Origin of the sequence: Pseudoalteromonas sp. SG41-2, assembly GCF_014164535.1 — a bacterium.
Lineage (GTDB): Bacteria > Pseudomonadota > Gammaproteobacteria > Enterobacterales > Alteromonadaceae > Pseudoalteromonas > Pseudoalteromonas rhizosphaerae.
Window position 1 is genome coordinate 298,007 of sequence record NZ_JACJFK010000001.1, and the last position, 19,803, is coordinate 317,809.

Genomic DNA, 19,803 nt, shown 5'->3' on the forward strand with positions numbered 1-19,803 from the left:
TATGGAAATAATTACCGTACCGGTGACCGCTTTTGCACAAAATTGCCGAGTGGTTATTTGTAAACAAACACGCCACGCAGCGGTTATCGACCCGGGTGGCGACGCTGATAAAATCATTACTGAGCTTGCCAAGCATCAGTTAAGCTTGCAGTGTATTTTACTCACCCATGGCCATCTTGATCATGTCGGTGCGGCAAAAGTACTTGCTGAGCATTTTTCTGTTGATATTGTCGGGCCACAAAAAGACGAATTGTTTTGGTTTGATGCATTACCTATGCAAGCGCAAATGTTTGGCTTTGCACCAATTGCGCCTTTTCATCCTCAGCATTGGTTAAGTCATGGCGATACGTTTACATTGGGTCAATTGCGATTTGACATTCGTCATTGTCCGGGCCACACGCCTGGGCATATTGTATTTTATGAAGCAACACATCAGTTAGTGATAGTGGGTGATGTTATTTTTAAAGGCTCAGTAGGGCGTACAGACTTCCCTAAAGGGGATGCCCAGCAGTTACTTGACTCGATTAAAAATCAAATTTTGACACTGCCTGATGAAACGCGAATTCTATCTGGGCATGGACCTGACACTAAAGTGCTGACTGAGCGCATATCGAATCCATTTATAAGTGGTAAATTTGGTTAGTTGCGCATAATAAATGCATAAAAGTACAAGACTCAACCTATAAACCAATGTATAATTTAACCAATTTAGTAAAATAAATAAGAAATAAAATGTCTCTAAATCATGTTGACCGCCAAATTTTGGCACTGTTACAGCAAGATGCAAGTCTTTCGACCGCTGATATTGCTGATAAAGTCGGTTTATCTCAATCACCTTGTTGGCGTCGTATTGCTAAGCTTGAGCAAGATGGTTACATCAAAGGCAAAGTTGCCTTATTGGATGAGAAAAAGCTCGGCTTTGATATGCTAGTGTACGCTCATGTTCGTTTATCAAATCATGGCCGTACAAATTTAGCTGAGTTTGAACGACTTATCCTAAGTTATGATGAAGTAACAGAATGTTACAGTATGGCTGGCACTATGGACTTTATGTTGCGGATCATTTCTAAAGGCATTGAAGGCTATGAACAGTTTGTTCGTGATAATTTATTGAATCTTGAATTTGTTCAAGAAGTTCACTCAAACGTCACTATGACTTGTGTCAAACGCAGTACATCGCTGCCACTTTAATCGTATCTAATCATGCTAGCGCTATAAAGGCGTTAGCTTGTTCCTCTTACTGCAATTGTTAACCTTAGCTTAATTTGTTAGAATTCAGCGCTTTTTTGATCCCACACCCCGAAGAGGAATTCAATGTTTAACTTATTAAGCAAGGCGCCGAGCTCTGCTAAAAACGATATCTTATCAGGTATAACGGTTGCCCTAGCGCTCGTTCCTGAAGCTGTTGCATTTGCGTTTGTTGCAAATGTAGAGCCTTTAGTTGGTTTATATGCAGCATTTATTGTTGGCTTGATCACCGCTATTTTTGGCGGCCGCCCAGGTATGATCTCCGGTGCAACCGGTGCACTTGCCGTTGTTATGGTAAGTTTAGTGCTAGATCATGGGGTTGAGTATCTCTTTGCGACTGTATTACTGATGGGGATACTGCAAATACTAGCAGGGGTGTTTAAGCTCGGTAAGTTTATTCGTATGGTTCCGCATCCGGTGATGCTCGGGTTTGTAAATGGTTTAGCGATTGTTATCTTCTTAGCGCAACTAGGGCAATTTAAGGTGTCCGATGGTCAAGGTGGCATGCAGTGGATGACCGGCACGCCGATGATGATCATGCTAGGATTAGTCGCCTTAACGATGGCTATTATTCACTTTTTGCCAAAGTTGACTACAGCTGTGCCATCAACATTAGTCGCTATTGTTACTGTAACCGCCATTGTTATCGGATTTGATTTAGAAGCGCGTACAGTACTTGATTTCTTAAAAGATATGACCGGTGACAGTGCGGCAACTATTGCTGGTGGTTTACCACAATTTCACATTCCAATGGTGCCATTTACCTTTGAAACACTGAAAATTATTTTACCTTATGCACTTATTTTAGCGGCAATTGGTTTGATTGAATCATTATTAACCCTTAGCCTAATTGATGAAATCACAGAAACCCGTGGTCACAGCAATAAAGAATGCATTGGTCAAGGCGCTGCAAACGTTACCTGTGGTTTCTTTGGTGCGATGGGGGGCTGCGCGATGATTGGTCAATCAATGATCAACATTAACTCAGGTGGTCGTTCGCGTTTATCTGGTATTACAGCAGCATTAATGCTCCTAGCATTCATTATTTTTGCCGCCAGTTTGATTGAAATGGTGCCGCTGGCAGCATTGGTTGGCGTGATGTTTATGGTGGTATTAGGCACCTTTGAATGGGCGAGTTTCAAAATGATGAAACGCGTCCCAAAATCAGATGCTTTTGTCATTGTATTAGTATCGGGTGTAACGGTGATAACTGACTTAGCAATTGCAGTATGTGTGGGTGTGATTGTGTCAGCCTTAGTATTTGCATGGCAACATGCTAAACATATTTTTACTACAAACTACATTGATGAAGAAGGTTCTAAAGTCTACGAACTACACGGCCCATTATTTTTTGGCTCAGTGAAAAAGTTCGCGGAGTTGTTTGATGTGAAAAATGACCCTAAAGACGTTATCATCGAATTTAAATACAGCCGAGTGGCAGATCACAGTGCCATTGAAGCAATTGATACTTTAGCTGATAAATACACCAAGGCAGGTAAGCAGTTGCATTTACGCCACTTGAGCCCAGACTGTATACAGTTATTACATAAAGCGCGCGACTTAGTCGAAGTTAATGTAATAGAAGATCCAACTTATAAAGTTGCTTCAGACAAGCTTGCTTAAACGAGACGTTTGATAAAAAAGCGAAGGCACTGCCTTCGCTTTTTTGTTGCTATCGAACAAATCATTGGCTGAAACCGTAGATGACATTAAAATTTATTTAAGTCACATAAAAACCAGTGCTCGGTGAGTCAATTATTGAGACTAAGCTCGACTAGTGCAGCTAGTGCCTGTATAATTCGCGGCCTCTTTATACCGTCTTATTGCCTGTATTAACTTTTCCTTATTCAGCGAACAGTGTACTTGTCAGTATTTGCTTAGGAAATTCATTTTGATCTCTACCGCTAATATCACCATGCAGTTTGGTGCCGAACCCTTGTTCGAAAATATCTCCGCTAAATTTAGTAACGGTAATCGTTATGGCTTAATTGGCGCCAATGGATGCGGTAAGTCAACCTTCATGAAAATCCTCAATGGCTCATTAGTGCCAACATCAGGTAACGTATCAATTGGCCCAGGACTGAAAGTCGGTAACTTAAGCCAAGATCAGTTTGCATTTGAGCAATACTCAGTGGTTGATACTGTGATCATGGGTGACGTTGCATTATGGAAAATAAAGCAAGAACGTGAACGTATTTATTCACTGCCAGAAATGAGTGAAGAAGATGGTATGAAAGTCGCTGAGCTTGAAAGCGTTTTTGCTGAAATGGATGGTTACAGTGCAGAAAGCCGCGCGGGTGATATTTTATTAAAAGCGGGTATTGAAGAAGAATTTCATTTTGGTCTAATGTCACAAGTAGCCCCTGGCTGGAAGCTGCGCGTCTTACTTGCGCAAGCCTTGTTTGCTAACCCTGATATTTTATTACTGGATGAGCCAACCAATAACTTGGATATTCATACCATTAGCTGGTTAGAGCACGAACTTAACCAGCGTAAATGTACCATGATCATTATTTCTCATGACCGCTATTTTCTTAATGCGGTATGTACTCATATGGCTGATATTGACTACGGTGAGCTGCGTATTTACCCAGGTAACTACGAAAAATACATTGAAGCATCAACACTTATTCGTGATCAATTACTTGCTGGTAATGCTAAAAAGCAATCTGAAATTGAAGAGTTACAAGATTTCGTTAACCGCTTTGGTGCTAATGCGTCAAAAGCAAAACAAGCGAGTTCACGTGCTAAACGCATGGATAAAATCAGCTTAGATGAAGTGAAGTCGTCAAGCCGAATGGCGCCGTCATTGTATTTTGATGAAGGTAAAAAGATGCACCGCCAAGCATTGATCTTAGAAGACTTTGGCCATGGTTTTGACGGTGAAGTATTGTTTGAAGGCGGCGAGCTGATTTTAGAAGCAGGTTCAAAACTTGCGATTATTGGTGAAAACGGTGTTGGTAAATCAACCTTTATTCGCTGTTTAGTGGGTGAACTTGAAGCTAATCACGGTGTTGTAAAATGGTCAGAAAATGCATCGATTGGCTATTGTCCGCAAGATAGTAGTAAAGACTTTGATAACGATTTAACCTTGTTTGATTGGATGTCACAGTGGCGTACAGCCAAGCATAACGATTTAATGGTGCGTGGCATGTTAGGTCGGTTATTGTTTACTGCGGATGATGCGAATAAAAAAGCTAAAAACTGCTCAGGTGGTGAGAAAAATCGCCTATTGTTTGGCAAATTAATGATGCAAGACGTAAATGTTTTGGTGATGGACGAACCGACAAACCACATGGATATGGAAGCCATTGAAGCGCTTAATAATGCATTAAAAGGCTTTGAAGGTACGCTGATTTTTGTCAGCCATGACCGTGAGTTTGTTTCATCATTGGCAACTCGTATTATTGATATTCGTGACAAAGAAGTGGTTAATTTCCACGGCACCTTTAACGAATTTATGGCAAGCCAACAAGAGCAAGCGAAGCTTTTGGCTGCAAAGTAAAGTTTATTGATCTCAGTTTTATTAAATGCATGATCATGCAAGCGAGTTCAAGAGCTCTGTAAATCAATATAATTGGTATTAAGTATCAGAAAACCGGCTGCGGCCGGTTTTTTTATGTCTAAATTATGTAAAATTAAAAAGTTGCTTTGGTGTAGCTTTAAAGCGTCGTAACGTTAGCGCTGATAAAACCGATTTAATTAGTATAATTTTTAAGGTATCTATGTGGTAATTAAAGCTCGTATTACTAAATTAGTGTCGAATCTTGAAAAACTAGCGCTCACCTTGTGTGTGCTATTTGTTAGCGGGGCTCTATTATTTCCTGATATGCTCACCGCGCATATTCAACCACTGATCATTAATGCATTATCAGTGTTGGGTGGACCATTTTTTCTGTTAGTTAATTTTTTATTGATAAGCGTTATTGTGCTGGCTATTAGCCCACTCGGACAACGTAAAATAGGTGGAGAGCATACATCTGTCGAGTTTTCAACTTTTGGTTGGTTGTCAATGTTATTTGCTGCAGGAATGGGATCGGGTTTAATTTTTTGGGGCGTAGCAGAGCCTGCCATGCACGTATTGCAACCGCCATTAAAGCAAAGTCTTTACCCTGATAGACAAGGTGCTGCATTGGCTATTACGTTAGTAAACTGGGGCGCTCATGCATGGGCACTCTACGCAGTATTTGGCTTAGTCTTAGGTGGTTTGAGCCATAACAGTGGCAAAGCGGGAGATATAAGTGCTCCGGTGTTGAGTGTAACAACTTCATTTTTAAGTCGCGCAGGGCAGCTAAAGTGTAAATACGTGATCCAGTTAGTGGCCATTTTAGCTATTTTTTTTGGTGTAGTTGGCACGATTGCAAATTCAACATTATTACTACGAAAAGGGATTGAGCTTGAGCTTGGCATTAACTCGCCTTGGTTAGTTGGTTTGATTATTATTATGTTATTAGCGCTGTTGTTTAGCTTATCTGCGCGCTTAGGATTAAAAAAGGGTATTCAAACACTCAGTCAATTTAATGTTTTTTTAGCATTTGGAGTACTTATTTGGCTCATCATGATGGTACCACTACAACCGATTATAGATGTGGCGATCAGTGGCGTTAAATTTTATAGCCACTTATTAGTGACAGGGACATGGCAATTATCAAGTCAACTAAATGATCCTGCTTGGGCTAATAGTTGGACGTATAATTATTATTTTTGGTGGCTAGCGTGGGGACCTTTTGTTGGGGTTTTTTTAGCTAAAATAAGTCAAGGTCGGCCAGTTTGGCAATACATTGTTGGCGTAGTAATTGTGCCAACTTTCGTCACTTTAATTTGGTTTAGTGTTTTTTCGGGATCTGCTATTGCTTGGGATAGCGGCCATAGTAGTGGCATTATGGCCGCTATTAAAACTGATTATACACAAGGCTTATTTGTATTTTTTAAGCAGTTAGGTTGGCAAGGAGGTGTGCTTATTTGGTCGAGCTTATTATTATTACTGATCTTTGTTGCTACTTCGGCAGATTCTGCAATTTTAGTGATCCGTAATTTAGCGGGGACAAAAAGCAGTCATCGATTTAGTTTGTATGTGTGGTCTTTTACTTTAGCTCTAAGTAGCTGGGTATTGTTATTACAAAATAATGAATTACTTAACCGAAGTATTGCAATTATTGGTGCAGTGCCATTTTTGTTTATTTTTATTTTGCAGCTGATAGGATTTGTAAAAGAGTTTATGAAGGAGTTACAAGTGTAGTTAAACCTATTACTGTTGCTATGCTCGAGCTAGTTTATAGTTTAATTACTTTATTGTCATTCACTTACAGTTTTTTACAGTGTTTTATACTCGTTCGTTTATAGTGAGTATTACAGATACAACCACTAAGCAATACTAATGCTATTAAAAACTGGCTCATTCGAGGTAGTTAAATAATAACTTACGCATTTAAGCAATGGGATATAAAGGATTAAATTTATGTTCAAGCACTTTATTACTGTTTTACTTGTCAGCCAATTACTAAGCGCATGCACTGTAGCGGGTGTATTAGTTGATGGAGTTATTTATTCAAAAGCGGATACAAATTATGATGCTGATTTAGCGCAGGCCCCCGCACATGTATCGCCTCAAGATAATACTTACTTTAGTCATGAACAGACTTTGTCATTTGCGGACTTAGGCATCGAAGTAGATCGTTTTTTAGTGGGGTTAGTGCAAGAAAGCTCAGAGCCTACTCTGGTATGCAAAAGAATAACTAAATCAATACAACAATGTGAGGAAGTAACGACTGACAACCTCACAGTAGAGGATACAATTAACGCTGAAGATACAGTTGATGAAATGATAAGTGTTCGTCGATAAAGCTGCTGATAAAAAAGTAACTATGATCGTAGCCTGCGTGCATATTCAACGTTAGCGGGTAATTAACTTGCTTTGCTACTGCAGTTAGGTTGTCTGGTTTTAGTTGCTCGACTAAAAAATTATCGGCATCACCTTGGTCAATACGCATTGGTAAAAATTCGTTACTGTGTGCCTTTTTCATTAGTTCACAGCTATCGTAATTGGCCCATTGTGATTGATCATCTCCTAAGTACTGACTAAACGCTTTTTGCCCCCAAGGACAGTCAATAGGGTTAGTGATTGGGCTAAAAGCAGAAACACTGGTGTAACTTTTTGGATTGCGCAATGCAATCATCAACGCACCGTGCCCCCCCATAGAATGCCCGCTAATCGCTTTTTTATCAGTCACGGGAAAGTGCTGTTCAATTAGCGAAGGCAATTCATTTACCACATAGTCATACATATTATAGTGCGTGTTATAGGGGGCTTGGGTGGCGTTTAAATAAAACCCCGCGCCTTGGCCAAAATCATAACTGTCTTGGTCTGGCACAGTGTCGCCACGAGGACTGGTATCAGGTGCAACGATAGCAATACCAAGCGCTGCCGCTTTTTTAAATGCACCTGCTTTTTGCATAAAATTTTCATCCGTACAGGTTAAGCCTGATAACCAATACAGCACCGGTACTTTATTAGTTTGGCTGGCACCGGGTGGCAAGAAAATAGCAAACCGCATTGGGCAATGGGTGCTTGAAGATGTATGGCTGTATTGCTTGTGCCAGCCACCGCTAACTTTTGTGGCGCTTAAATTATCTAACATGAATTCCTCGCTAAAATACCACATAGCTTACACCCTATGTGGTATCTGTATTTTTAAAATTAGTAGTGGATCACAGTACGAATACTTTTGCCTTCATGCATTAAATCAAACGCGTCGTTTATGTCTTCAAGACCCATGGTATGAGTGATAAAGTCATTTAATGCAAATTCGCCAGCCATGTAACGTTCAACAATCTCAGGTAGTTGTGAACGACCTTTAACCCCACCAAATGCGCTACCACGCCAGACACGGCCAGTGACTAGCTGAAATGGGCGAGTTGAAATTTCTTGTCCTGCACCAGCAACACCAATGATCACCGATTCCCCCCAACCTTTATGACAACATTCAAGGGCTGAGCGCATGACATCAACATTACCTATACACTCAAATGAGAAATCAACGCCACCATCGGTCATCTCGACAATAACTTCTTGAATAGGCTTGTCGAAATCTTTTGGATTGATCAAGTCTGTGGCACCTAATTTAGTGGCTAGATCAAACTTAGACGTGTTGATATCAATACCGATAATACGCGAGGCACCAGCCATTTTCGCGCCGATAATTGCTGACAAACCTATACCACCTAAACCAAAGATAGCAACGGTATCGCCTGCTTGAACTTTTGCAGTGTTTGTGACCGCGCCCATACCAGTTGTAACACCACAGCCTAGTAAGCAAATTTCTTCAAGTGATGCTGCTTTGTTTACTTTAGCCAGTGAGATCTCTGGCAGTACCGTATATTCAGAAAAGGTTGATGTGCCCATGTAGTGATAAATTGGTTGGCCATCTTTGAAAAAGCGAGTCGTGCCGTCTGGCATTAAGCCTTTACCTTGCGTTTCACGTACAGCGGAACACAAGTTTGTTTTGCCTGAAGTACACATTTTACATACACCGCATTCTGCAGTATATAAAGGAATAACATGATCGCCTACAGCAACACTGGTTACGTCTTCGCCGATAGCATAAACAACACCGGCGCCTTCATGCCCTAAAATGGCTGGGAAAATCCCTTCAGGATCGGCACCTGATAATGTAAATGCATCGGTGTGACATACGCCCGTAGCAGTAATTTTTACCATTACTTCGCCTTTTTTAGGCATCATTACATCCACTTCTTCTACAGATAGTGGTTGATTTGGACCCCAAGCAATTGCGGCTTTTGATTTTATAAATTCAGACATAGTAACTCTCTTGCTGGTTAAATACGAAGATGACTTGAAAACAATAACGCTATTTTATTTGTTTCTCAAACAATGTTAATCTTCATTTTAATAAAACACTTTTACAGTATGGTAATAATGAGTCGTTGGTTAGGCATAGACGAATTTATCGCAGTCGGTGAAGAAGGCAGCTTTACCCGCGCTGCAACCGCATTAGGGGTATCCGTTGCACACATAAGCCGCCATGTAACGCAATTAGAGCAGCGCTTAAATACCCAATTATTAACGCGTACTACCCGTAAAGTTGTACTGACTAAAGAAGGCGAAGTCTTTTTACATCAAACAAAACATTTACAGCATGCAATGGACGACGCCACCGCGTTATTAGCACAACAGCAAAATGCTCCTAAAGGTAAAATTAAACTCACAGCTCCGGTTATGTATGGCGAAAGCTTCGTGATGCCAGCAGTGCATACTTTTATGCAACTGCACCCTGATGTAGAAGTGGTGATGGCGCTGAGCAATGAACAAGAAAATTTACTTGAGGGCGGCTTTGACTTAGCTATTCGCCTTGGTCATTTAAAAGACTCTAGCTTAAAAGCACGACGTTTAAGTGCACGTCATTTTGTAATTTGCTGCTCAAAAGCCTATTTAGCCCGTTTTGGCGAACCTCACACATTAGCTGAATTACAGCACCATCAATGCTTAGTCGGCAACAGCAGTTATTGGCGGGTGTGCGAGCAAGGGCGTGATAAACATATCAAAATTGCGGGGCGGTTACAGTGTAATAGTGGCTGGGCGTTAGCTGATGCAGCTAAAAAGGGTCTTGGCATCATACAAGTGCCAAACTACTACATTGAGAGTGATTTAGCCACGGGTGATTTAGTGCCTATTTTAACCAATAATCAGCCAAAACCAGAAGGTGTATGGGGAGTGTATCCTCCGCGACAATTTGTTGCGACCAATGTCAGAGCATTACTCGATCACCTTATTAAATCTCTAAACTAAAAGTTTAAATAAAGCGGCTTAATTTTGATACAGCAGTTGATTTGTCATGAATTTTTACACTTTTGCGCATACCCAATGGCACTTTATTTATGCTAGTATGAGCGCTGAATTGGCATTAAATGTGACCATAAATAATTATGTTTCAACCTGTTAGCCTGTTTATCGGGCTGAGATACAGTCGCTCCTCGAAAGGGAACGCATTTATCTCTTTTATTTCGTTTTTCTCCATTGCCGGTATCGCCATTGGTTTAATGGCATTATTTACTGTCAGCTCAGTGATGAATGGTTTTGAAAATAACCTTAAAACCAATATGTTGGGCCTCATTCCTCATGTTGAAATTGCGTCTGATGGACAAACTCAAGCACAAATGATCCAGCTGCAAGATACCATTGTTGCGTCCAAATTTGTGAAAAGAGCGAGTTTGTATCGCCATGGTGAAGCCATTTTACAAACCAATCGCGATTTACATGGCGTGCTATTGCAAGGTTTGTACGACGATAACGCATCGCTTTATAAAATCAGCGATAAAGTTATTCAAGGTAATTGGCAAACAGTCATGACATCGCGCTATCACATTGCGGTTAGTCGTTATTTAACACGTAAACTGGGAATTGGTTTAGGTGATAAAGTGCGCGTGATCATGCCTAATGCGTCAACCTATACACCTTTAGGTCGCGTACCAAGCCAACGTTTGTTCACCGTTGCTGCCATTTATGAAACAGGTTCTGAAATTGATATGGGACTTGCTTTTACTAGCGGCGAATCGCTACAACGGGTATTAAAGTTGCCACAAACTAGTGCTCCTAATTTGAGTATTTCACTGAACGATCCTTTTCAACTAGATGCCTTTAGCGCTTCAGCTAGTGCAATTTTAAGTCAACATACAGTCACCGATTGGCGCCAGTCACAAGGTACTTTGTTTGCAGCAGTCGCAATGGAAAAACGCATTATGTCGATGCTGCTGGCGCTGATTGTATTAGTTGCGGTATTTAATATTGTCTCTGCGTTGACCATGATGGTGAGCGAAAAACAAAGTGAAGTGGCTATTTTACAAACGCTTGGCTTAACGCCGGCTCAAGTGCAGCAAGTCTTTATGATCCAAGGTTTGTACAATGGTTTGATTGGTACCAGTATCGGTGCAGCCCTTGGCTTATTACTCAGTGCTTATATCAACGAAGTGCTGGCAGGCATAGGTTTAAACTTGTTAACAGGGATTGCCTTACCAGTAAAATTTGACGTAATGAGCTTATCGCTGATTGCCGTAGGCAGTATTACCATGAGCTTTTTAGCCACTTTATATCCGGCGCGTAAAGCTGCCAATGTTAGCCCAGCAGAGGTATTGCGCTATGAATGATTTAGTTATCCAATGTGAACAGTTAAGTAAAGTGTATCAAGATGGTGAAAATCACGTTGAGGTTTTAAAAGGGGTTGATTTAACCTTACAACAAGGTGAGATGCTGGCTATTGTTGGCAGCTCTGGTTCTGGTAAAAGTACTTTACTGCACATTTTGGGGACTTTGGATTCACAAAGTGCCGGTGTGGCAAAAATTAAAGGTCAACAAGTTGCTAAACTATCACGTGCTGAGCAAGCGAAATTTCGTAATGAGCATTTAGGGTTTATTTATCAGTTCCATCATTTATTAATGGAGTTTAACGCGTTAGAAAATGTTGCGATGCCGCTGTTGATCAAAGGTCTCAGCGCTAAAAAAGCCAAAGCTAAAGCCCTCGTAATGCTCGATAAAGTAGGGCTATCGCACCGTAGTAGCCATAAACCATCAATGCTCTCTGGTGGCGAGCGTCAACGGGTGGCAATTGCGCGGGCATTGGTGAGCGAACCTGATTTAGTATTGGCCGATGAGCCAACAGGTAACTTAGACAAACAAAATGCGATTAAAATTTACGATTTGATCAAAGAGCTTAATAGCAGTTTGAATACCAGTTTTGTGGTGGTGACGCACGACCTAGAATTAGCCGATAAGCTGGGTAAAATTGCTTACCTTGATGCTGGGAAATTGGCAATTAAAGAGGCCAGCCATGTTGCTTAGTGCCTATTTAAGTAAACGTTTTAGAGCAAGCTCCGGCAGCAGCGATGAAAAAAATGGCTTTGTTAGTTTTATTGCCAAAGCGTCAACCATTGGTATTTTACTCGGCGTTGCAGTGTTAATTGTTGCTTTGTCGGTGATCAATGGCTTTGAACAACAACTAGTACATCGCTTATTAAGCGTTGTGCCACAAGTTGAATATGTTGCGCCTAATCGTCCAATTGATAACTGGCCGGATAAAGTTCAAAAGCTCTCAGAGCAACGTGGCGTAACCGGTGCAGCACCTTTTATTAGTGTCAATGGCATGGCGCAATATAAAAGTGAACTAAAAGCGGTTGAAGTGCGAGGGGTTGATCCTGCTCTAGAAAGTGACGTATCGGCGGTTAATCAGTTTACCCATGGCAAGTTGGTCAGCCAAATAAGCGAAGACGAAATTATTTTAGGCCAACAAATTGTTAAACAATTAGGTGTTAAGCAAGGGGAGTTAATTACCTTATTGATCCCGCAAGTTAACGAGATAAGTACTGAGATTTTAGCACCCAAAAGGGTCACTTTAACCCTTGCGGGTATTATTGAAATGGGGGGCCCTATTGATAGTTCTGCTGCCTTCATCCATCTCAGTAAGGCGCAATCAGTACTTGGTTATGAACCACTGCAAGTAACAGGGCTTCGCTTAGCAGTAACCGATGTTTTTCAAGCGCACCAAATTGCGCTACGGGTTGGCCAAACAATTGATGATTATGTTTATATCTCTAGCTGGTTTAGAACCCAAGGTAGCTTATACCAAGATATACAAATGGTCAGAACCATTGTTTATATTGTGGTGTTTTTAATCATTGCGGTGGCAAGTTTTAATATTGTTTCGTCATTAGTGATGGAAGTACGTGAAAAACAGGCCAACATAGCGATATTAAAAACCATGGGCGCTAAAGACAGTACGATATTAGCGACCTTTATTTTACAAGGACTTAGCCAAGCATTTATTGGCGTGGTACTGGGCTCATTTATAGGTGTGATACTGGCGCTGAACATCAGTGAGCTTTTTACCCTACTGAGTCAGTTGTTAGGCTCAAACCCGCTGGAAGGGGTGTATTTTATTGAGTTTTTACCCAGTAAGCTGGTATGGCAAGATATTGTGATCACTGTTATTGTAACTTTTGTGTTGGCAGTATTAGCCACTATTTACCCTGCATGGCAGGCAACAACAGTGGATCCAGCCAAGGTATTAGGCAACTAAGGGGAATTTATGTTTAGTTATCAAGTAGTAATAGATTATTGGTTTGATGAACTCGGTCCATCTGGTTGGTATAAAAAATCTGATGCTACAGATATTAAGATACGAGATACATTTAGTGATCTGTTGATAGCTATTACAAAAGGCGAGTATGCGTCTTGGCGAGTGACTGCCTTAGGTGCATTAGCTGAAGTGATTGTGCTTGATCAGTTTTCTCGTAATATTTATCGGGATACCCCTCACGCGTTTAGTCAAGATCCGCAAGCGTTAACATTGGCACAGTTGGCAATCGAAAAAGGCTTTGATCAATTATTACCTGTTGAGCAGCGGGTGTTTTTTTATATGCCGTTTATGCACAGCGAATCGAGCTTTATACACCAACAGGCGATGGTATTATTTAAAGGTTTGAGTAATGAAGATTATGAACTTGCCCATAAAAATATTATCGATCAGTTTGGTCGCTACCCACACCGAAATACTATTTTAGGGCGTCAGTCCAGCGCCGAGGAAGTTGCGTTTTTAGCTCAACCAGGCTCGCAATTTTAATCAAGCTTAGGTATATAAAATAATTGTTTAATTTCAGCAGCTAAATCAGGCGAGCTAAAATTGTTGTGCTGTTTTATCTGTTCAATATTAATAGCATCAAGGCGTTGCTCACTGGCGATCAGCACAATATTTTTATATTGGTTAAATTCAATCACCACAATATGACTGAATAGACTTCGAAGTGTCGTTAGTAGAGCGATTAATTGTTGTTTATTTTTTGCAGTAAAGTTGATGCAGATCTTACCGTATGTGCTAAGTCGAGCATGACAGTCGCACAAAAATGCCTGCTTTTGTAAAAACGCTGGCTGCGATTTACCACTAAAAACATCAATTAAAATCACATCAAATTTGCGGCTACTTTGAGCAATAAATTGTTCAGCGCATTGCGCTACAATATGATTGTTGTCATTGAGGAAAAAATACTGCTTAGCTGCTTTAATTACATTCGGATTAATTTCGACAGTCGTTAATTCAAATCCGGCTTTATTAGTCACTGCTCGTTCAAAACAACCGCTGCCTAAACCTAAATTTAATATCTGTGAGGAGGGTTCGCTACAAAGCAAAAATAGCAGCATAGCTTGATTTACCGGATTACATACTTGCTGCGGTTGTGATTTTTCCATTACACCTTGTAAAGTTAGCTTATCCCCGAGTGTAAGCCAACGATAATCAGCATTTTCAAAAATCTTTAGCGTGTCTTGCTTACTTTGGATTGTTGCTACTAGGTATGCATCGGTAGTAAATGGCGTTAAATCAATCATGCCGTTCCTTCATAATGGGGATGTTGAGCAAAACAAAAAATCAATAGGGTGGCCTTGTTAACTCTGCTAAACTGTATGGCTACTCATAAGCCTGCAATACCTGCTTGGTTGTCTTATCTTACTCTGGAATTTACTTTGACTAATAATGATATTTTACGCCGCCTTCGCTATACCTTTAATTTAGCTGATACTACCATGATTGAAATTTTTGCTGCAGCAGATCATGACGTGACTCAACAACAAGTGATTGGTTGGCTAACCAGAGAAGGGGAAGAGGGTTACGTAGATCCAAGTGATACTGAGTTTGCCATTTTTCTAAATGGTTTTATTAATACAAAGCGCGGTAAGCGCGACGGTGAGCAACCAGCGCCAGAAAGTAAATTAAATAATAATATTATTTTAATGAAATTACGTATCGCATTAAATATGAAAACGGAAGACGTGATCGATGTCTTTGCCTTAACTGATTTTAGTTTGAGTAAGCATGAGTTAAGTGCATTTTCTCGTAAAGCCGATAACAAGCATTATCGTGTATGTAATGACCAAATATTACGTAACTTTTTAACTGGTTTACAGCTACAACTTCGTCCAGAGGCAAGCGGCGAATAATTTACGTGTTCATATCCGTATTTATATCGTACGGGTATGATTTTTAACCCCACTTTAAGCATCGGTGTTTTAAGCAGCCCTCTGCGTTAGTATTTAAATCTTTATTTATTCACATTTCATAAATTTATATTCTTTTTTAATGAGCGTTAATTGTTGCTCTTGCGTATGAACTCAAAAATAATTCACGTTATCGAACGTTAAATATATAGGTTTATCATGTTACAGTGTTAAAAATATTACAATTTTTAAGGCTCTTAACTAGATGACCCATAAACTTGATCACGTCTATTTTAACATCTGAGACAAGCATAACTTTTAACACGGAAGAATAATTATGAATTATATCCATGATACCATTGCACATTTAAAACAAACTAGCCCAGCACAATGCGAATTTTATCAAGCCGTTGAAGAAGTGCTTGAATCACTTGAACCTATTCTTGAAAACTCAGCCGACTATCAAAAGAATGCGATTATTCAACGTCTAGTTGAACCTGAACGTCAAATTATGTTTAGAGTCCCTTGGGTTGATGATGACGGTAACATTCATGTCAATAAAGGCTATCGAATTGAATTTAACTCAAGCTTAGGTCCATACAAAGGTGGTTTACGTTTCCATCCAAGTGTAAATGCCAGCATCATAAAATTTTTAGGGTTTGAGCAAATTTTTAAAAATGCGTTAACTGGCTTACCGATTGGTGGTGGTAAAGGCGGCGCAAACTTTGATCCTAAGGGCCGCTCTGACAGCGAAATAATGCGTTTTTGCCAATCATTTATCAACGAGCTGTATCGTCATATCGGCCCAACCACCGATGTACCTGCGGGTGATATTGGCGTTGGGGCACGCGAAATAGGCTATATGTTTGGTCAATACAAACGGTTGACCGGACGTTACGACGGTGCGTTTACCGGCAAAAGTTTATTGTGGGGTGGATCATTGGCTCGAAAAGAAGCGACAGGATATGGCGCTGTTTATTTTGCCAATTACATGTTGCAAGACAATGATGACTCACTTAAAGGTAAGCGCTGTTTAGTTTCTGGTGCCGGGAACGTGGCAATTTACGCGATGGAAAAACTTTATCAATTAGAGGCAACACCTATCACTTGCAGTGATTCAAGCGGTACGCTGTATCATGAATCAGGTATTGATGTTGCACTTGTTAAAAAGCTTAAAGAAGGTGCGCGTGAAAGTTTAGCTGTCTATTTAGAAACCCACAGCGATGCGAAGTATATTGCTTGTGCAGATTACCCAAGTGATGGACATGCGGTATGGCGTTTTGTTGCTGATGCCGCTTTTCCCTGTGCGACGCAAAATGAGTTAACTGAAGCTGATGCGCGAACGTTAATAAGCAATGGCTGTATATTAGTTTGTGAAGGCGCAAATATGCCAAGTACTAAAGAAGCGATCGATGTGTTGCTTGCTGCTAAAATAGCCTATGGTCCTGGCAAAGCAGCTAATGCGGGTGGTGTTGCGACGAGCCAATTAGAAATGGCGCAAAATGCCAGTATGCAAATGTGGACGTTCGAAGAGGTCGATACGAAGCTGCAACAAATAATGAAAAATATCTTTGATACTGCAAGTAATACAGCCGCTGAATTTGATCAACCTGGTAATTTAGTGTTAGGTGCTAATATTGCTGCTTTTCGTCGTGTAGCAGATGCTATGATTGAGCAAGGTGTTGTTTAACATACGATAGTTTTACTATGCATAAGCCCACTATATTGGTGGGTTTTTTATTGACGTATATTTGTTCATACCGCGATTATTATCCCGTTTATCTAACCAATCAGTGATTGAACGAGTTAAACTGGTGTTGGTCTCAAAATTATTTGCAGCAGGTAACTGCTCACGTATTGTATATTTATCAAATAATAAAGAGCATCAACACTATGTCTGATCATAAAACCTATCAGCTATCGACCCTCAAGCCCGCAATTTTAATAACTACATTGTTTATTTCAACAAGCACCTTGGCCGCTGAGCTAAATTATCAAGATCAAACCAAGCTTCATGATATTGCCGCTGATGTTTCAGCAACACGTATTGGCAGTGATATTCAAACACTTGTTGATTTTGGCACTCGTCATACGTTATCAGAAACGAAATCAAACACCCGAGGAATTGGTGCAGCTCGGCGTTGGATCAAGGCTGAGTTTGAGAAAATTTCTCAGCAATGCGGTGGCTGTTTAGAAGTAATAGAAGTTAAAGATACCATTTCTGGCGAAAAGCGTATTCCAAATCCTGTTGAAGTGGTGAATATTATTGCTATTCAACGCGGTACTGATCAGCCAAACCGGATGGTGATGATGTCGGGCGATATTGATTCACGGGTCAGCGATGTAATGGATTTTACCAGCGACGCACCAGGGGCGAATGATAATGCATCGGGTGTTGCTGGGGTGATTGAATCAGCTCGCGTGTTATCTAAATATAAATTTAATGGCTCAATTGTTTATGCCGCGCTTTCAGGCGAAGAGCAAGGACTTTTTGGTGGTAAAATTTTAGCCGACTATGCACAAAAGCAAGGCTGGCAAGTACACGGTGTACTCAATAATGACATGATTGGTAATATTACGGGTATTAATGGCGTTACTGATAACACGACTGCACGTATTTTCTCTGAAGGTACGCGGGTTATCGAAACCAAAGAGCAAGCGCATAAACGCCGTTTTACCGGTGGCGAGGTCGATTCAGCTAGTCGTAATTTAGCCCGTTATATCGATACCATTGCCGATCGCTATATTCCCAATCTTGACACATTGCTAGTTTATCGACTCGATCGCTTTGGTCGAGGAGGGCATCATCGCCCGTTTAACGACATGGGTTATGCTGCTGTAAGAGTAATGGAAACGAACGAAAATTATAACCATCAACATCAAGACTTACGCACTGAGGATGGTATTGTTTATGGTGATACCATTGATGGCGTTGATTTTGATTATACCGCAAAATTAACAGCGCTTAATGCGGTAAGTTTAGCGTCAATGGCATGGGCACCGGCACCACCTAATAACGTTGAAATATCAGGTGCTGTGCAACCTAGTACGACCTTAAAATGGCAAAAAAATAATGATAAAACGACCACGGGGTACAGACTCTATTGGCGTTATACCAGTGAACCACAATGGCAGTTTAGCCGCTATGTGGGTGATGTAAGTGAAGCGACTCTTAAAAATGTAGTCATTGATAATTATTATTTTGGGGTTGCTGCGGTTAATAAAGACGGTATTGAATCACCGGTGGTTTTCCCTGGCGATGTAGGTGCGTTTGAGCAAACACTAAAGTAATGTGTAGCGTCTGATATTCAAGCGTAATTACAGTTGCGCTTGAATATCAGGCAAGACAATTTAGTAGCGGACTTCGCAATTGAACAGCAATAGTTGTATTTTATGTTGACCTTAGTTTATGAATGTACACTTTTCATACAATAATTTCAGTGAATACTTGAAGTTAATGGCTTTTTCGTATTATGGTGGAGTTAAATGTGAATTAGTTGACAGTGTATGAATCTATTTTTGCTGATTGCAGGCAGCTTAAGTGCTTTAGCCGCACTCGCTCACCTTGGTTGTATTGTTTTTGGTGCGCCGTGGTATCGCTTTTTCGGTGCTGGTGAGCACATGGCAATGCTCGCAGAGCAGGGTAAGTTGACGCCTTCGCTGATCACTTTCTTCATCGCTTTTGTATTAAGCGTTTGGTCGTTATATGCTTTTTCAGCCGCGGGTTTGTTCAAACAGCTACCTTTCATACGCTTTGTGTTAGTTGTGGTAACTGCGATTTATTTCGCGGTATTGCAGGATTATATTTAATGACTAATCCGCTAGGACGCAGTGAGATGTTTTGGCTTTGGAGCTCGATCATTTGTTTACTGATTGGCGGCTTTCATTTTATAGGATTAAAACAACAATGGCTGGTTTTATCAGTTAAATATTAGCAAGGAAGGAAGCAATGTCTTTATTTGTATCGACGGATTTTAACCCCCCAGAAGCGCTGCAGACAACTGCGTTTTATTTTACCCCATTAAATGAGCAGGTAGTCGAGCTTGATTTTACTGCTGTAATGTCAAGTGTGCCGCAGCTAAAAGGTATATTCGCCCCCAAGCCTGATTGGCCAAAAGCCGATATGACCCTTGAAGAGAATCGTCAAAGCTTAGCTCAACATGCCGCAGAGTTTAACGAAAAAAAAGCATTTGCTTATGCAATATTAAACCCGAAAAAAACACGCTGCCTAGGCTCAGTGTATATCGATCCTGGGGTAAACAATGAATTCGATAGTGAGATTACTTTTTGGCTACGTAATGATAGTCAGGAATTAAATAATACCTTACGGTTATGCATCTTACATTGGCTCGCTGAGCATTGGCCATTTGAACGAGTACGATTAATTTCAACTAAGTATCAGGCAAGCTTTAGTTTGTAATACCAAAAGTTTATAACGCAATGCAGGTCATACTCATTAGCGGATGTGTTGTGTTAGCTGGCTGATAACATACTGCGGTTTGTTATCTGTGTCAGTGCTGCTAATCCGGGTAGCGCATTTGCCAAAATTACATTATCAA

Annotated in this window: 19 protein-coding genes; 16 read left to right on the top strand and 3 right to left on the bottom strand. The window is 40.6% G+C overall.

Translation table 11 applies throughout. The annotated features are described in order from the left end of the window. The first annotated feature begins 1 nt into the window (after position 1). The 6 genes from H5186_RS01230 to H5186_RS01255 all read left to right on the top strand — a co-directional run bounded on the left by H5186_RS01230 (position 2) and on the right by H5186_RS01255 (position 7,090). Complete coding sequence (locus tag H5186_RS01230) at positions 2–643, top strand: MBL fold metallo-hydrolase (protein ID WP_145233146.1); 642 nt, start codon at positions 2–4, stop codon at positions 641–643. An 89-nt stretch (positions 644–732) separates the two neighbouring features. Further along, positions 733–1,191 carry an Lrp/AsnC family transcriptional regulator gene (locus tag H5186_RS01235; RefSeq protein WP_016707271.1) on the top strand — a complete coding sequence of 153 codons (459 nt, stop codon included), beginning with the start codon at positions 733–735 and terminating at the stop codon, positions 1,189–1,191. A gap of 123 nt (positions 1,192–1,314) precedes the next feature. Beyond that, the gene (locus tag H5186_RS01240) at positions 1,315–2,871 is read left to right on the top strand and encodes a SulP family inorganic anion transporter (RefSeq protein ID WP_145233147.1); all 1,557 of its coding nucleotides are present in this window, start codon (positions 1,315–1,317) and stop codon (positions 2,869–2,871) included. Between the two features lie 268 nt (positions 2,872–3,139). Then, positions 3,140–4,753 carry an ABC-F family ATPase gene (locus H5186_RS01245; protein ID WP_145233148.1) on the top strand — a complete coding sequence of 538 codons (1,614 nt, stop codon included), beginning with the start codon at positions 3,140–3,142 and terminating at the stop codon, positions 4,751–4,753. A 222-nt stretch (positions 4,754–4,975) separates the two neighbouring features. Next, positions 4,976–6,487 (top strand): BCCT family transporter, encoded by a 1,512-nt coding sequence (locus H5186_RS01250; protein WP_246175591.1) that lies wholly within the window; start codon positions 4,976–4,978, stop codon positions 6,485–6,487. Between the two features lie 219 nt (positions 6,488–6,706). Beyond that, positions 6,707–7,090, top strand: a complete 384-nt coding sequence (locus tag H5186_RS01255) for a hypothetical protein (protein ID WP_182794024.1) — start codon at positions 6,707–6,709, stop codon at positions 7,088–7,090. Here the strand turns inward: H5186_RS01255 and fghA are convergent. Continuing rightward, complete coding sequence (gene fghA / locus H5186_RS01260) at positions 7,044–7,886, bottom strand: S-formylglutathione hydrolase (RefSeq protein WP_182794025.1); 843 nt, start codon at positions 7,884–7,886, stop codon at positions 7,044–7,046. The two genes, H5186_RS01255 and fghA, sit on opposite strands and share 47 nt — an antisense overlap. A 59-nt stretch (positions 7,887–7,945) precedes the next feature. Then, positions 7,946–9,067 carry an S-(hydroxymethyl)glutathione dehydrogenase/class III alcohol dehydrogenase gene (locus tag H5186_RS01265; protein WP_182739613.1) on the bottom strand — a complete coding sequence of 374 codons (1,122 nt, stop codon included), beginning with the start codon at positions 9,065–9,067 and terminating at the stop codon, positions 7,946–7,948. 117 nt (positions 9,068–9,184) lie between these two features. Between H5186_RS01265 and H5186_RS01270 the strand changes: the two genes are divergently transcribed. From H5186_RS01270 to H5186_RS01290, 5 genes are all read left to right on the top strand, one after another. After that, a complete protein-coding gene (locus tag H5186_RS01270; protein WP_182739612.1) occupies positions 9,185–10,054 on the top strand; it encodes a LysR family transcriptional regulator in 870 nt (289 codons plus the stop codon). 137 nt (positions 10,055–10,191) lie between these two features. Next, positions 10,192–11,409 carry a lipoprotein-releasing ABC transporter permease subunit gene (locus H5186_RS01275; RefSeq protein ID WP_145233153.1) on the top strand — a complete coding sequence of 406 codons (1,218 nt, stop codon included), beginning with the start codon at positions 10,192–10,194 and terminating at the stop codon, positions 11,407–11,409. Continuing rightward, the gene (gene lolD, locus H5186_RS01280; RefSeq protein ID WP_182794026.1) at positions 11,402–12,100 is read left to right on the top strand and encodes a lipoprotein-releasing ABC transporter ATP-binding protein LolD; all 699 of its coding nucleotides are present in this window, start codon (positions 11,402–11,404) and stop codon (positions 12,098–12,100) included. Before H5186_RS01275 ends, lolD begins: the two co-directional genes overlap by 8 nt. Then, positions 12,090–13,334, top strand: coding sequence for a lipoprotein-releasing ABC transporter permease subunit (locus H5186_RS01285; protein ID WP_182730617.1), 1,245 nt, complete (start codon positions 12,090–12,092; stop codon positions 13,332–13,334). Before lolD ends, H5186_RS01285 begins: the two co-directional genes overlap by 11 nt. Positions 13,335–13,343: 9 nt before the next feature. After that, positions 13,344–13,877: a DUF924 family protein gene (locus H5186_RS01290; protein WP_182717426.1), complete on the top strand. Its 534-nt coding sequence runs from the start codon at positions 13,344–13,346 to the stop codon at positions 13,875–13,877. Here H5186_RS01290 and H5186_RS01295 read toward each other — a convergent pair. After that, positions 13,874–14,638, bottom strand: coding sequence for a spermidine synthase (locus H5186_RS01295; RefSeq protein WP_182794027.1), 765 nt, complete (start codon positions 14,636–14,638; stop codon positions 13,874–13,876). The two genes, H5186_RS01290 and H5186_RS01295, sit on opposite strands and share 4 nt — an antisense overlap. Positions 14,639–14,773: 135 nt before the next feature. Here H5186_RS01295 and H5186_RS01300 point away from each other — a divergent pair, with 135 nt between their 5' ends. From H5186_RS01300 to H5186_RS01320, 5 genes are all read left to right on the top strand, one after another. Then, positions 14,774–15,247, top strand: coding sequence for a DUF1456 family protein (locus H5186_RS01300; RefSeq protein WP_182783613.1), 474 nt, complete (start codon positions 14,774–14,776; stop codon positions 15,245–15,247). Positions 15,248–15,581: 334 nt separating this feature from the next. Beyond that, complete coding sequence (gene gdhA / locus H5186_RS01305) at positions 15,582–16,934, top strand: NADP-specific glutamate dehydrogenase (protein ID WP_182794028.1); 1,353 nt, start codon at positions 15,582–15,584, stop codon at positions 16,932–16,934. Between the two features lie 203 nt (positions 16,935–17,137). Continuing rightward, positions 17,138–18,535, top strand: coding sequence for a M28 family peptidase (locus tag H5186_RS01310; protein ID WP_182760911.1), 1,398 nt, complete (start codon positions 17,138–17,140; stop codon positions 18,533–18,535). 216 nt (positions 18,536–18,751) lie between these two features. Then, the gene (locus tag H5186_RS01315; RefSeq protein ID WP_310736219.1) at positions 18,752–19,054 is read left to right on the top strand and encodes a hypothetical protein; all 303 of its coding nucleotides are present in this window, start codon (positions 18,752–18,754) and stop codon (positions 19,052–19,054) included. A gap of 139 nt (positions 19,055–19,193) precedes the next feature. After that, a complete protein-coding gene (locus H5186_RS01320; RefSeq protein WP_182717431.1) occupies positions 19,194–19,664 on the top strand; it encodes a hypothetical protein in 471 nt (156 codons plus the stop codon). The last annotated feature ends 139 nt before the right edge of the window (positions 19,665–19,803 follow it).

Bases quoted from the DNA above. Each gene is read 5' to 3' on its own strand.
- H5186_RS01270 (WP_182739612.1), top strand. From the start codon at position 9,185: ATGAGTCGTTGGTTAGGCATAGACGAATTTATCGCAGTCGGTGAAGAA.
- H5186_RS01290 (WP_182717426.1), top strand. From the start codon at position 13,344: ATGTTTAGTTATCAAGTAGTAATAGATTATTGGTTTGATGAACTCGGT.
- H5186_RS01285 (WP_182730617.1), top strand. From the start codon at position 12,090: ATGTTGCTTAGTGCCTATTTAAGTAAACGTTTTAGAGCAAGCTCCGGC.
- H5186_RS01315 (WP_310736219.1), top strand. From the start codon at position 18,752: ATGAATCTATTTTTGCTGATTGCAGGCAGCTTAAGTGCTTTAGCCGCA.
- H5186_RS01265 (WP_182739613.1), bottom strand. From the start codon at position 9,067: ATGTCTGAATTTATAAAATCAAAAGCCGCAATTGCTTGGGGTCCAAAT.
- H5186_RS01240 (WP_145233147.1), top strand. From the start codon at position 1,315: ATGTTTAACTTATTAAGCAAGGCGCCGAGCTCTGCTAAAAACGATATC.
- lolD (WP_182794026.1), top strand. From the start codon at position 11,402: ATGAATGATTTAGTTATCCAATGTGAACAGTTAAGTAAAGTGTATCAA.
- H5186_RS01275 (WP_145233153.1), top strand. From the start codon at position 10,192: ATGTTTCAACCTGTTAGCCTGTTTATCGGGCTGAGATACAGTCGCTCC.
- H5186_RS01235 (WP_016707271.1), top strand. From the start codon at position 733: ATGTCTCTAAATCATGTTGACCGCCAAATTTTGGCACTGTTACAGCAA.
- H5186_RS01320 (WP_182717431.1), top strand. From the start codon at position 19,194: ATGTCTTTATTTGTATCGACGGATTTTAACCCCCCAGAAGCGCTGCAG.
- fghA (WP_182794025.1), bottom strand. From the start codon at position 7,886: ATGTTAGATAATTTAAGCGCCACAAAAGTTAGCGGTGGCTGGCACAAG.
- gdhA (WP_182794028.1), top strand. From the start codon at position 15,582: ATGAATTATATCCATGATACCATTGCACATTTAAAACAAACTAGCCCA.
- H5186_RS01255 (WP_182794024.1), top strand. From the start codon at position 6,707: ATGTTCAAGCACTTTATTACTGTTTTACTTGTCAGCCAATTACTAAGC.
- H5186_RS01310 (WP_182760911.1), top strand. From the start codon at position 17,138: ATGTCTGATCATAAAACCTATCAGCTATCGACCCTCAAGCCCGCAATT.
- H5186_RS01295 (WP_182794027.1), bottom strand. From the start codon at position 14,638: ATGATTGATTTAACGCCATTTACTACCGATGCATACCTAGTAGCAACA.
- H5186_RS01230 (WP_145233146.1), top strand. From the start codon at position 2: ATGGAAATAATTACCGTACCGGTGACCGCTTTTGCACAAAATTGCCGA.